This is a genomic window from Massilia sp. GER05 (assembly GCF_052056005.1).
GTDB lineage: Bacteria > Pseudomonadota > Gammaproteobacteria > Burkholderiales > Burkholderiaceae_D > Telluria > Telluria orientalis.
The window spans coordinates 5,826,713-5,839,269 of sequence record NZ_CP178858.1 but is presented as its reverse complement, the minus strand read 5'-3'; the positions used below and the strand labels follow the sequence as shown (position 1 = coordinate 5,839,269).

The following is a 12,557-nucleotide window of genomic DNA, read 5'->3' as shown; positions in this document are numbered from 1 at the left end:
CCCATGGCGAGGACGACGGCGGCGAAGACGCCCGTAAAGACGGCCGCGAAGCCCGCGGCGACGAAGGCGGCCGCGACGAAGGCCGCGCCGGCGAAGAAGGCGGCCATGAAGAAGCCGGCTGCCGCGCCGGCCAAACCGGTGCGCGCGAAGGCCGCGCCCACGCCGGCGAAGGTGGCGCGCGAAGCCGCGCGCGCGGTCGCGGCGCCGGTGAAATCCACGCGTGCCAAGGCCGCGCCCGCACCGGCCACGCGTCCGCACCTCGTGCGCGACAGCTTCACCATGCCGGAGCAGGAATACGCCGTGCTCGCCACCGTCAAGCAGGCCTGCCTGAAGGCCGGCTTCGAAGTCAAGAAGAGCGAGCTGCTGCGCATCGGCGTGGCGCTGCTCGGCCAGCTCGACACGGCGTCGCTACGCGCCGTGCTCGGCAGCCTGCCCCAGCTCAAGACCGGCCGTCCGCCCGGCGAATGAACCGCGTTCAGTGATGGGTCGGCGGCGGCTCCGTGCGCGCTTCCGCCGTCAATTCCTTCAGCTCGCGGATCGGGATATTCGACTTCTCGTGCATCCGCAGCAGGATCGTGGCGCCGACGTTCAGCTTGCGGTGCCGGATCTTGCTGATGATGGGCGGCTGTACCTCCAGGACGCGGCACAGTTCCGCGTCGTTCTTCAGCTGCATTCGTTGAATCAATGTGTCGAGCAATTTGTTCGGAACAAAACTCGACGGCTCCATGGCCCGGGCGCGATGCATCGCCTCGAGCAACTCCTGTTTTTTCTGCCGTACGCTCATGAACTCCTCCGCCTTGGGGTTGTGTTCAAGACAGATCGACTGTTTTGGAGAGTTGCAGGGTCCGTCCGGCTCATCCCCCGCCCGAACGGAATCCAGCCCGACCGATTTGTTGATGACTTATGCCTGGTGGGTTTGTTGGAATGCTACTACGGAGTTGACAATTATGACGCACTGTTCATGACTAAAACGCCATAAGATTCGTCTTTCTTGCGGGAACTTACGCTAATTTCAATCCGGCACGGGTCAACACGAAGGTCCGGTCGGCCAGCGCGGCGGCCGCATGGGAGTGGGTGACCATGATGGCGCCGGCGCCGCTGGCCTTGATCTCGGTGCGCAGCAGTTGCAGGATGCCGTCGGCCGTGTCGGGGTCGAGGTTGCCGGTGGGCTCGTCCGCCAGCAGCAGGGCGGGGCGGTGCACGAGGGCGCGCGCGATGGCCACCCGCTGCAGCTCGCCGCCGGACAGCTGGCGCGGAAAATCGGCGCCGCGTCCCCCGAGGCCCACGGCGTCGAGCATCTGTGTGGCGCGGGCCGGGTCGGGGCGGCCGTTCAGCAGCAGCGGCAGTGCGACGTTCTGCAGCAGCGTCAGGTGCGGCAGCACGTGGAAGGCCTGGAAGATAAAACCCATGCGCGTACGGCGCAGCCGGGTGGCGGCATCGTCGTCGAGCGCCGACATCGGCGTCCCATCGACGCGGACTTCGCCGCTATCGGGCGCGTCGAGTCCGGCAATCAGGTTCAGCAAGGTGGACTTGCCGACGCCCGACTCCCCCATGATCGCGACGAACTCGCCGGGTTCGAAGCGGTGCGACAGCGCCGCGAGCACGGCGCGGCCGCCATAGGATTTGCTGAGATTGACGAGTTCGAGCATGGAACGCCGATTGACAAAACCACTACTCTAGCACGCCCCCCAATTCGGGGTCAGAGCACATTCTTGCCAAAATTCGGGGTCAGAGCCCGGTTTCGAGAAATTGTGCTACGGACGACGACGCGTCCACACATGCGCGAAACGGCTTGATCGGGACGGCCCGCAGCGTTCGAAACCCGAATTTTATGCCATATCAAATTGTGCTCTGACCCCGAATTCGCCGAAAAATGTGCTCTGACCCCGAATTCTTGCAGGGTAAGGGCGTGCGTGCGGAATCGCGGAATCGCGTATCATGGCCGGAACGGCAACATTCCAGCTGGCCGCACGGTGCGGCCGCACCACCGAGGACACCCGATGCTGAACGCGACATCGCCCGCAGTGCCCGTAGTAAACAACGATGGATTGCACGTACCCGCCGAGCTGGCAGAAAGCCTGACGGCCCGCCAGGCCTGGATCTCGCCCAAGTTCCTGTACGACCCCCTGGGTTCGAAGCTGTTCGAGGCGATCTGCGAATTGCCCGAGTACTACCCCACGCGGACGGAAGCCGGCATCTTCGACCTGCACGGTCCCGAGATCGCGCGTACGGTCGGCACCGGTGCCACGTTGATCGACCTGGGCGCCGGCAATTGCGCGAAGGCGGCGAACCTGTTCCCGCTGCTGCAGCCGCGCCAGTACGTCCCCGTCGACATCTCGGCGGAATTCCTGGCCGATGCCGTCGAGCGCCTGCGCCAGCGCTTCCGCCACATCGAGATGCGCCCGCTCGGCATGGATTTCTCCGGCAGCCTCGAGCTGCCCGACAGCGTGCGCGAGGAGCGCCGCCTGTTCTTTTATCCCGGTTCGTCGATCGGCAATTTCACGCCCGACGAGGCGCGCGATTTCCTGCAGCGCGTGCACGCGCAGTGCGGGCGCGACGGGGGACTCCTCATAGGCATCGACCTTGCCAAGGAGCACGCCGTTCTGGACGCGGCGTACGACGATGCGCTGGGCGTGACGGCCGCGTTCAACCTCAACGTGCTGCGCCACGTGAATCGCCTGCTGGGTGCCGACTTCGACATCCGCCAGTGGCGCCACCGCGGCTTCTACAACCCGGCCCAGGGCCGCGTCGAGATGCACCTGGAAGCGCAGACCGTGCAGCAGGTGACGTGGCGCGGCGGCGGCCGCCGGTTCGCGGCGGGCGAGTGGATCCACACGGAAAACAGCTACAAATACCGCCAGAGCGACGCCGTCGGCCTGCTGGCCCAGGCGGGCTTCGCGGCCACGCGCGTGTGGACGGACCCGAAACAGTGGTTCGCCGTGATCTACGCGCGCGCACTATCGCATTGAAGGAGCCGCGATGGGAGCTTCCGAACACCGCCTGTCCACCGCTTTCGAACACGTGCGGCAGCGCACGCTGCACCTGGCCGAACCGCTGACGGCCGAGGACTGCTGTGCCCAGTCGATGCCCGACGCGAGCCCGATCAAATGGCATCTGGCGCATACGACGTGGTTCTTCGAGACCTTCATCCTCGAGCCGCGCGAACCCGGCTTCCGGCCCCATGACGCGGCGTTCCGCGTGCTGTTCAACTCATACTACAACGGCGTGGGCGCGAAGCATCCGCGCGCGCAGCGGGGCCTCTTGACGCGGCCGACGCTGGCCGAGGTGCATGCCTACCGGACCGCCGTCGACACCCGCATGCTGCGCCTGCTGGCTTCCAGGCCGGACGACGCCGACCTGGCCGCCCTGGTCGAGCTGGGCCTGCAGCACGAGCAGCAACACCAGGAACTGATCCTCACGGACGTCAAGCACCTGCTGTCGCGCAATCCGCTGTACCCGGCCTATATCGATTCGCCGCTGCCCGCTTCGGGCCCGGTGGAACCGCTGACCTGGATCGATTTCGAGGGCGGCCTCGCCGAGATCGGCCACGCCGGCGAGGGCTTCGCCTTCGACAACGAAAGCCCGCGCCACCGGCAGTACCTGCAACCGTTCGCGCTCGCGTCGCGCCTCGTGACGAACGGCGAGTACCTCGAATTCGTCGAGGCGGGCGGGTACCGCGATCCGGCGCTGTGGCTGTCCGACGGCTGGGACCTCGTCGCGAACGGCACGCTGGACGCGCCGCTGTACTGGGTCGGCGACGGCGACCGCCGGCGCGAGTTCACCTTGCACGGCCTGCAGGCGCTGGACCTGGCGCGGCCCGTCACCCACGTGTCGCTGTACGAAGCCGACGCGTACGCGCGCTGGCGCGGCGCGCGCCTGCCGACCGAAGCGGAATGGGAATTCGCCGCGCGCGACACCGCGCTGACCTGCGGCGACCTGCATCCGCGCGCGGCGGGCAGCAGCGGCCTGGCGCAGATGTTCGGCGAGTGCTGGCAGTGGACCGCGAGCGGCTACGCGCCTTACCCCGGCTTCGCCCCGGCCGCGGGCGCGATCGGCGAGTACAACGGCAAGTTCATGGTCAACCAGTACGTGCTGCGCGGCTCGTCGTGCGCGACGCCCCACGGCCACGCGCGGGCCAGCTACCGCAACTTTTTCCCGGCCGGCGCGCGCTGGCAGTTCACCGGGATCAGGCTCGCGCGATGAAATCGGCGCGCGGCCTGCGCCTGCGCGTGCTGAACCGGCGCGCCAATGCGTGGATCGTCGCGCACCCGCTCGACTTCACCCTGCAGTGCGTGCGCGCGTTCCGCGCCAACCAGGGCCTGCTGCTGGCGGGCGCCGTCGCCTATTACGCGCTGCTGTCGATCGTGCCGTTCCTGATGCTGGTCGTCGTCGTGCTGTCGCACTTCATCGACCAGGTCAACCTGCTGCTCACCTTGCGCCGCTACCTGGAACTGCTCGTGCCGGGGCAGTCCGGCTCGATCGTGGCGGAGGTCGCGCATTTTCTCGACACGCGCGACCTGATCACGTGGGTGCTCGGCTTCACGATGCTGTTCTTCAGCTCCCTCGCGTTCACCGTGCTGGAAAACGCGATGAGCGTGATCTTCGTGCACCGCGTGGCCGTGCGCCGCCGTCACTTCCTCGTGTCGGCCGTGCTCCCGTACTGCTACATCCTCGCGCTGGGCTTCGGCGTGATGATCGTGACGCTCGTCGCCGGCACGCTGCAGGTGATCGGTTCGGAGAGCGTCGAACTGTTCGGCCACACGTGGTCGCTGCACGGCGTATCCGGCGCGCTGCTGTACCTGCTGGGGCTCGTGGGCGAGATCCTCGTGCTGACGTCGATCTACCTCGTGATGCCGGTGGGACGGCTGTCGCTGTCGCATGCGCTCATCGGCGGCGTGACGGCCGCGCTGCTGTGGGAAGCCGCCCGTCACGTCCTCGTGTGGTACTTCACGACGCTGTCCAAGGTGAACCTGGTGTACGGCTCGATGAGCACCGCGATCGTCGTCATGTTCAGCCTCGAGATCGCGGCCAGCCTGCTGCTGTTCGGCGCGCAGGTCATCGCGGAATACGAGCGCGTGGGACAGAAGGGACAAGGAGAAGATCCGCAGCCGATGCGGACGGCGCCCTGATGGCCAACATCGTCTTTTGCTGGGAACTCGGCGCGGCGCTCGGCCACGCCGGCCGCCTGAAAGCGCTCGCACGACCGCTCGTCGCGCGCGGCCACGCCGTGTCCTTCGTGCTGCGCGACCTCGTGCACACGCGCCGCCTGCTGGCCGGGACAGGGGTTCCGGTCTACCAGGCGCCCCTGTGGCTGCACCGCGTGGAAGGGCTGCCGCCCGGCGAGGCGAGTCTCGCCGACATCCTGCTCGCCTGCGGCTGGCTCGACGCGGACGCGATGGCGGGCCTCGTCGACGGCTGGCGCCATCTATTCGGCGCGCTCCAGGCTGACGTCGTCGTGGGCGATTACGCACCGGGCGCACTGCTGGCCGCGCGCAGCCTCGGGATCGCGAGCAGCGCCGTCGGCGCCGGCTTCCAGATTCCGCCTGCGGCACCGCTGCCGCCGCTGCGCGACTGGGAAGCGGTCCCCCAGGCGCGCATGGCGGCGACCGAGGCACGCGTGCTGGCGACCGCCAACGCCGTGCTGGCCCGCCACGGCGCGGCGCCGTACGCGCGCGCGGCCGACCTGCTGCGGGGAGACATGCCGCTGCTGTGCACGTGGCCGGAACTGGACCCGTGGGGCCGCGCGGAGACGGATGCGCGCTGGTTCGGCCCCACGATCGGCGGCGCCGGCGCGGGCGTGCCGGCCTGGCCGGAAGGCGCCGGTCCGCGCGTGTTCGCCTACCTGCGCGGGCCGCATCCGGAGCATGGGGCGATGCTGGAAGCGCTGGCGCGCGCCGGCTGCCACACGCTGTGCTACCTGCCCGACGTGGCGGCGGGCGCCGCGCCGCCGTACGCGCATCCGCTGATCGCGTGGGCCGCGGGGCCGGTGGCTTTGGACAAGGCCTTGCGCGAGTCGGCCTTCGCGGTCTGCCATGCGGGCGAATCGACCGTATCGCAGTCTCTGCTGGCCGGCGTGCCGTTGCTGCTGCTGCCGCGCACGGCCGAGTCCTTCCTGACGGCGCGGCGCGTGCGCCGGCTGGGTGCCGGTATCAACGTGAACGAGATGGCGCGCCCGCTGGACTGGGATGCCGTCGTGGGGCGGATGCTGGAGGGGAGCGGCTTGCGCGTGGCGGCGCAAGCATTTGCGCGGCGCCACGCGGCGTTCGATGCGGACCGTCAGGCGGAAGCAATTGCCGACGTGCTGGAGACGCTGCCATAGGGTGGGCGCCCTGTGCCCACGCGTGACGCCAACATCATGCCGGCGTTCGCCTGGGCGGAGCGCCGGCCACCCTACGCGGCCTGCTGCGGCGCCTGTTCCGCGTTGAGCGCCAGCTGGCGGTTCACCGCCGACAGCACGGCCTTGAACGACGCGGTCACGATATTGCTGTCGATGGCGGCGCCGAACAGCGTCGGGCCGTTCGCGAGGCGCAGCTCGACGTAGCAGGCGGCGCGCGCATCGGCGCCCGAGCCGATCGAGTGCTCGTGGTAGTCCATCAAACGGATGTCCAGGCCGAGCGCGTTGACGAAGGCGTCGATCGGGCCGTTGCCGGTGCCCTGGTGCGGTTCCGTCACGCGGTTGTGCTGCACGGTCGTGTCGATCTGCACGCGCTCCTCGCCCTCGCTGTTCTCGACCAGGCGGTGCGAGACGTAGCGGTAGGCGGCGTTTTCCTGGTTGAAGTACTCACGGTCGAACAGGGCGTGGATGTCGGCGGCGGCGACTTCGCGGCCGGTGGCGTCGGCATGCTTCTGCACGACGCGCGAGAATTCGATCTGCAGGCGGCGCGGCAGTTCGAGGCCGTATTCCTGCTCGAGCAGGTAGGCCATGCCGCCCTTGCCGGACTGGCTGTTCACGCGGATCACGGCGTCGTAGCTGCGGCCCAGGTCGGCCGGGTCGATCGGCAGGTACGGCACTTCCCAGATGGCGTCCGCCTGCTGCTTCGCGAAGCCCTTCTTGATCGCGTCCTGGTGCGAGCCGGAGAACGCGGTGAACACGAGGTCGCCGACGTACGGATGGCGCGGGTGCACGGGGATCTGGTTGCATTCCTCGACCAGCTGGCGGACGGCATCGATGTCCGAGAAGTCCAGGCCCGGGTGCACGCCTTGCGTGTACAGGTTCAGCGCGAGGGTGACCAGATCGACGTTGCCGGTGCGCTCGCCGTTGCCGAACAGGCAGCCTTCGACGCGGTCGGCGCCGGCCATCACGGCCAGCTCGGCGGCGGCGACGGCGGTGCCGCGGTCATTGTGCGGGTGCACGCTGATCACGAGGTTCTCGCGCTGCTTCAGGTTACGGCACATCCATTCGATCTGGTCGGCGTAGACGTTCGGCGTCGCCGCTTCCACGGTCGACGGCAGGTTGACGATCACCTTGTTGTCCGCGCTCGGCTGCCATACGTCGACGACGGCGTCGACGATGCGCTTGGAGAAATCCAGTTCGGTCGTCGAGAACGATTCCGGCGAGTATTCGAGGCCCCACTTCGTGTCCGGATGCTGGGCGACCAGCTCCTTGATCAGCTTCGTGCCGTTGACGGCGATCTGCACGATCTCGTCCTGGTTCATGCCGAACACGACGCGGCGGAACACCGGCGCGACCGAGTTGTAGACGTGGACGATGGCCTGCTTCGCGCCGACGCACGACTCGACGGTGCGGCGGATCAGTTCTTCACGGGCCTGCGTCAGGACGATGATGGTGACGTCGTCCGGGATGCGTTTTTCCTCGACCAGCATGCGCACGAAGTCGAAGTCCGTCTGCGACGCGGACGGGAAGCCCACCTCGATTTCCTTCACGCCGATCTGCACGAGCTTTTCGAAGAAGCGCAGTTTCTTTTCCGGGCTCATCGGCTCGATCAATGCCTGGTTGCCGTCGCGCAAGTCCGTGCTCATCCAGACCGGCGGCTTGTCGATGATGCGGTTCGGCCACTGACGGTCGGCCAACGGGACGGCGGGGAAGGGGCGGTATTTGGCGGAAGGGTTGGTCAACATGGCGGTGCTCCTGATTATCAAATGCTGGTGAAGGTGTCGTTTCGATCGTTGTGGCGGGGGGCTGCCGGACGGGCCACGGACGCTAGGCCCGGCAACCGATCGGTAGTTTTAGCGAGCGAAACACCACACGTGCGCCGGCAGACAGCAGGATAGCTCCGGCGGAAATAACAGACAGCGTGGATGTGGTAGTGGCAAACATCGGTACAACTTTCCTTGGGCTACGAATCCGGCAACCTTGGCCGGGCGGGACAGCGGCGATTTACGCGCGTAGTAGCAGGGCTGCCGGCGTTAGCGCGCGGGCAAGCGATAGGGAAGTCGACAGAGGCAGAGGGGAGAACATTTCTCCACTCTAAGTGAATTTTGTTTGGCGTGTCAAGCGTTTCGTGTGTTGTCGTTTGGTCACCACGCTTTTTGCGAACAATCAACTTCTCCGGATGCGCCGAGTGTCACAGTACGCGCTTCATGTCGCCAGGGAGGACACCATGCCCGTACTGAAAGGTCTCGACACGACGATGGAACTGACGCGCCACGCCCAGGCGCTCAAGGAACAGGGTTACGCGTTCGCGCTGCGCTACTACAGCCACAACGCGGCCAAGAATCTGTCGCTCGGCGAGGCGCGGGCGCTGACGCAGGCGGGACTCGCGCTCGGCGCCGTGTGGGAAACGAGCGGCACCCGCGCCGGCTTCTTTACCCGCGCGCAGGGCCTGGCGGACGGCGCGGCGGCCTTCCGGATGGCGCGTGACGTGATCGGGCAACCGTTCGGCTCCGCGATCTATTTCGCGGTCGACTACGATCCGACGCAGGCCGATCTCGACGGCGCCGTCAGTCATTATTTTACCGGCGTGCACGCGGCGCTGTACGTGGCGGCGGAAGGCAAGCCGTCGTACCGCGTGGGCGTGTACGGCTCGGGCCTGTGCTGCGGCACGCTCGTCGAGCGGGGCCAGGCGGCCCTGTCCTGGCTGTCGCAGTCGACCGCCTTCGCGGGCTCGCGCCTGTACGCGGAACAGAAGCGCTACGACATCATCCAGCTGCTTCCGGCGCGCATCCCGGGTGCCGACGGGATCGTGCTCGACGTCGATCCGGACGCGACGCATCCGGACCGCGACGGCGGCTTGTTCATGGTTTAACTGAGCGTTCAGCCGACGACGACTCGCGGCGCGCCGGCCGCCATCGACCCGATGACGGCCGCATCGCCGAAGCCTTCGCGGCGGAACAGCGCCAGCACCTCGTCGACGCTGTCGGGGGCGCACGAGACGAGCAGGCCGCCCGACGTCTGCGGGTCCGTCAGCAGCACGCGCTGCGTGTCCGTGATCGCGCCGCCCAGTTCGACGTCATGGCCGTATGCATCCCAGTTGCGGCCCGACGCACCCGTGAAATAGCCGGCGTGGGCCAGCGCCTCGACGCCCGGCAGCAGCGGGATGTTCGCCATGTCCAGCCGCGCCGTCAGCTGCGCGCCGCGCGCCAGCTCGAGCAGGTGGCCCAGCAGGCCAAAGCCGGTGACGTCCGTCAGCGCGTGCACGCCGGCCAGTTCCGACAGGGCCTTGCCCGGCTTGTTCAGCTTCGTCGTGTTCGCGACCATGGCGGCATAGCCGTCCGCATCCAGTTGATCCTTCTTCAACGCGGCCGACAGCACGCCCACGCCCAGCGGCTTGCCGAGGACGAGCACGTCGCCCGCGCGCGCATCCGCGTTGCGCTTCACCTTCGACGGGTGCACGAGGCCCAGCACGACGAGGCCGTAGATGGGTTCCACGGAGTCGATCGTGTGACCGCCCGCGATGGGGATGCCCGCTTCCGCGCAGATCGATTCGCCGCCCTGGATGATCTTGCCGATCGTCTCCAGCGGCAGCTTGTTGATCGGCATGCCGACGAGGGCCAGCGCCATGATCGGCGTGCCGCCCATCGCGTACACGTCCGAGATCGCGTTGGTGGCGGCGATGCGGCCGAAGTCGAACGGATCGTCGACGATCGGCATGAAGAAGTCGGTCGTCGCGATCAGCGCCTGCTCGTCGTTCAGCTTGTAGACGGCCGCGTCGTCGGCCGTCTCGATGCCGACCATGAGCTGTTTCGGCACGGGGAAGCCGCTCGACTTCTTCAGGATCTCGGACAGCACGCCCGGCGCGATCTTGCAGCCGCAGCCGCCGCCGTGGGAGAACGACGTCAGTTTGATGGGTTGGTCGGCGGATGTGTTCATACGGTGCTCTTTTTTAAACTTGCGTTGATCTGAAGAGAAGATTATCCACCAAGTCGAGCAGGCGCGCTCGCTCGGCGGCGGGAGCGAACAGTGCCGCGCGCGCCGCGCACTGGCGGCGCAGGCGCGCGGCGAAGCGCGGGTCGGTCGCGCTGCGTTCGATCAAACGGGCCAGCGCCGGCGCATCGCCGGGTGCGAACAGGCCCGCGTAGTCGCCGCCCAGCATGCCGACGTTGCCTGAGATGTTCGATGCAAGCACGGGCACGCCGCTCGTCACCGCTTCGATGATGACGTTCGCGCCGCCCTCCATGCGCGATGCGATGACCATCGCGTGGCAGCGCCGCAGCCGGCGCCGCGTCGCCATGTGGGGCAGGGCGCCGAGCCAGCGGTAAGTGGAGGTCGCGTCCTGTGTTTCCTGCGCGCGGCGGCCGAGGTCCGGGTCGAGCGCGGCGCCGATGTGCACGAGGCGCACGCCCGGCGTGCCGACGAGGCGGGCCGCATCCATGAACGTTTGCGGATCCTTTTCGACACGCAGGTGGCCGATCATCGCGACGTCGAGCGGCATCCGTGGCCGGGCGGCACGCAGGCGCGGGGCCGACTGGTAGATCACGTGCGTCTTTGCGCGCACGGCGTCCGGCAGTTCGTCCAGGCCGCGCGGCTGCAGCACGACGAGCGCGTGCGCGCGGGCGAGCGAGGCCTGTGCGCTGGCCTCGTCGCGGATGTCGCGGTACAGGTCCGTGCCCGTGAGGACGAGCAGCGTGGGCCGGTCCGGGTGCGCGTCGTCGAATGCTGCCAGCGCGGCGGCGGACCGGCGCGCGTGCAATGCGATCAACAGGTCGGGTACCGCGTCTCCGTCCTGCCAGCCGGGACCGATCGTGACGCGGTAGTCGCGCGCGAGGTGGCGCCGCCAGCGGCTGGCGGTCTGCCAGTTGCCGTTGTTTTCGCGGGCGGATGCGGGGCTGACGATGTGGAGGTGCGCTCGGGGCATCGGTAGGAATCGGAGTCGGGATTGGTCGTACAATGATGCATGACCGTCAATCAAGCATCGTTCCGCCACGCGGGACCCAGGGAACTGGCCGTCGCATTGCAGGATGCGCGGCATTATACGCTCGCGCTGTTCGAGGCTCTCGCGGCCGCCGGCTACGACGACGCGGCCCGCGTGCCGCGCCTGCCCATCGTGAATCCGCCGTTGTGGGAGCTGGGCCATACGGCCTGGTTCGCCGAATGGTTCGTGCTGCGCGGCGCGCTGGACAGCCGGCCCGGCGCCGCCAGCGGCCACTCGCTGCTGGCGCGCGGCGACGACTGGTTCGATTCCGGCACCGTCCCGCACAGCGCGCGCTGGACGCTCGACCTGCCGCCGCCGGGTGCGGTGAAAACCTATTGCCACGAGGTGCTCGACCGCATCCTCGACCGCCTCGCGCACGAGGCCGACGACGACCTCGCGCTGTATCCGTACCGTCTGGCACTGGCGCATGAGGACATGCACGGCGAAGCCTTCCTGTACTCCCTGCAGACGCTGCAGTCGCGCGGCACGCCGGCGCCGGCGGGTGCGCTGGCGCCACGCGCGCAGTCGACGGCCGCGGGCCGGGCAGGCGAGATCGCGTTCCCCGGCGGGGCGTTCATGCGCGGCGGCGACCAGTCGAGGGGCTTCGTGTTCGACAACGAGCGCAACGCCGCGCTCGTCAGGGTGGCGCCGTTCGCCATCGACGCGGGACTCGTCAGCACGGCCGCCTACCTCGACTTCGTGCACGACGGCGGCTACGAACGTTCGCCGTACTGGACGGAGGCGGGCCGCGCGTGGCTCATGACGCAGGAGCGCTCGGCGCCGCGCTATTGGGCGCGCGAAGGGGAGGATTGGTACACGGTGCGCTTCGGCCGGCCGGTCGCCCTCGACCTCGCGGAACCCGTGCGCCACGTGAATTTGTACGAAGCGCAGGCCTGGTGCGCGTGGGCGGGCCGCCGGCTGCCGACGGAAGACGAGTGGGAATACGCGGCGGGGTCGAGCCAGCCGGGCTTTGCGTGGGGGCAGCTGTGGGAATGGACGGCGTCCGCCTTTCTGCCGTTCGCGGGCTTCGAGGCGGACCGCTACCGCGATTATTCGGCGCCGTGGTTCGGCACGCGCCAGACCTTGCGCGGCGCGTCGTTCGCGACGCCGGCACGGCTGCGCTCGCCTCACTTCCGCAATTTCTTCACGCCGGAGCGGGACGATATTTTTTCCGGATTCCGCAGCTGCGCCTTATGAACAAAATAAGCAAAACCCCCGGCACCTTGCGATGCCGGGGGTTTCGTT

General features: G+C 68.1%; 12 protein-coding genes. 7 read left to right on the top strand and 5 right to left on the bottom strand.

The annotated features are described in order from the left end of the window. The first annotated feature begins 3 nt into the window (after positions 1-3). Complete coding sequence (locus ACL58G_RS25730; protein ID WP_413387649.1) at positions 4-468, top strand: hypothetical protein; 465 nt, start codon at positions 4-6, stop codon at positions 466-468. A gap of 7 nt (positions 469-475) precedes the next feature. On the opposite strand, the gene ACL58G_RS25725 is transcribed toward ACL58G_RS25730, so the two are convergent. Then, on the bottom strand, positions 476-784 hold the full coding sequence (locus ACL58G_RS25725) for a hypothetical protein (RefSeq protein WP_371762533.1): 309 nt from the start codon (positions 782-784) through the stop codon (positions 476-478). A 217-nt stretch (positions 785-1,001) separates the two neighbouring features. Continuing rightward, positions 1,002-1,649, bottom strand: a complete 648-nt coding sequence (locus ACL58G_RS25720; RefSeq protein ID WP_440963626.1) for an ABC transporter ATP-binding protein — start codon at positions 1,647-1,649, stop codon at positions 1,002-1,004. Positions 1,650-2,000: 351 nt separating this feature from the next. On the opposite strand from ACL58G_RS25720, the gene egtD reads away from it, so the two are divergent. The 4 genes from egtD to ACL58G_RS25700 are packed head-to-tail and all read left to right on the top strand — an operon-like array spanning position 2,001 to position 6,319. Further along, complete coding sequence (gene egtD, locus ACL58G_RS25715; protein WP_413387651.1) at positions 2,001-2,969, top strand: L-histidine N(alpha)-methyltransferase; 969 nt, start codon at positions 2,001-2,003, stop codon at positions 2,967-2,969. Between the two features lie 10 nt (positions 2,970-2,979). Beyond that, on the top strand, positions 2,980-4,203 hold the full coding sequence (egtB, locus tag ACL58G_RS25710; RefSeq protein ID WP_440963625.1) for an ergothioneine biosynthesis protein EgtB: 1,224 nt from the start codon (positions 2,980-2,982) through the stop codon (positions 4,201-4,203). Beyond that, complete coding sequence (locus ACL58G_RS25705; protein WP_413387653.1) at positions 4,200-5,129, top strand: YihY/virulence factor BrkB family protein; 930 nt, start codon at positions 4,200-4,202, stop codon at positions 5,127-5,129. Before egtB ends, ACL58G_RS25705 begins: the two co-directional genes overlap by 4 nt. Further along, complete coding sequence (locus tag ACL58G_RS25700) at positions 5,129-6,319, top strand: glycosyltransferase (RefSeq protein ID WP_440963624.1); 1,191 nt, start codon at positions 5,129-5,131, stop codon at positions 6,317-6,319. The genes ACL58G_RS25705 and ACL58G_RS25700 overlap by 1 nt, the downstream gene beginning before the upstream one ends. 71 nt (positions 6,320-6,390) lie before the next feature. Here ACL58G_RS25700 and leuA read toward each other — a convergent pair whose 3' ends face one another. Further along, complete coding sequence (gene leuA / locus ACL58G_RS25695) at positions 6,391-8,079, bottom strand: 2-isopropylmalate synthase (RefSeq protein WP_440963623.1); 1,689 nt, start codon at positions 8,077-8,079, stop codon at positions 6,391-6,393. Positions 8,080-8,561: 482 nt separating this feature from the next. Between leuA and ACL58G_RS25690 the strand changes: the two genes are divergently transcribed. Continuing rightward, positions 8,562-9,206: a DUF1906 domain-containing protein gene (locus ACL58G_RS25690; protein ID WP_440963622.1), complete on the top strand. Its 645-nt coding sequence runs from the start codon at positions 8,562-8,564 to the stop codon at positions 9,204-9,206. Positions 9,207-9,214: 8 nt separating this feature from the next. Here ACL58G_RS25690 and selD read toward each other — a convergent pair whose 3' ends face one another. Both selD and senB read right to left on the bottom strand, forming a co-directional pair. Next, positions 9,215-10,270: a selenide, water dikinase SelD gene (selD, locus tag ACL58G_RS25685; RefSeq protein ID WP_440963621.1), complete on the bottom strand. Its 1,056-nt coding sequence runs from the start codon at positions 10,268-10,270 to the stop codon at positions 9,215-9,217. A gap of 13 nt (positions 10,271-10,283) precedes the next feature. Beyond that, the gene (senB, locus tag ACL58G_RS25680) at positions 10,284-11,255 is read right to left on the bottom strand and encodes a selenoneine biosynthesis selenosugar synthase SenB (protein ID WP_440963620.1); all 972 of its coding nucleotides are present in this window, start codon (positions 11,253-11,255) and stop codon (positions 10,284-10,286) included. 39 nt (positions 11,256-11,294) lie between these two features. Between senB and senA the strand changes: the two genes are divergently transcribed. Next, positions 11,295-12,509, top strand: a complete 1,215-nt coding sequence (gene senA, locus ACL58G_RS25675; RefSeq protein WP_440963619.1) for a selenoneine synthase SenA — start codon at positions 11,295-11,297, stop codon at positions 12,507-12,509. The last annotated feature ends 48 nt before the right edge of the window (positions 12,510-12,557 follow it).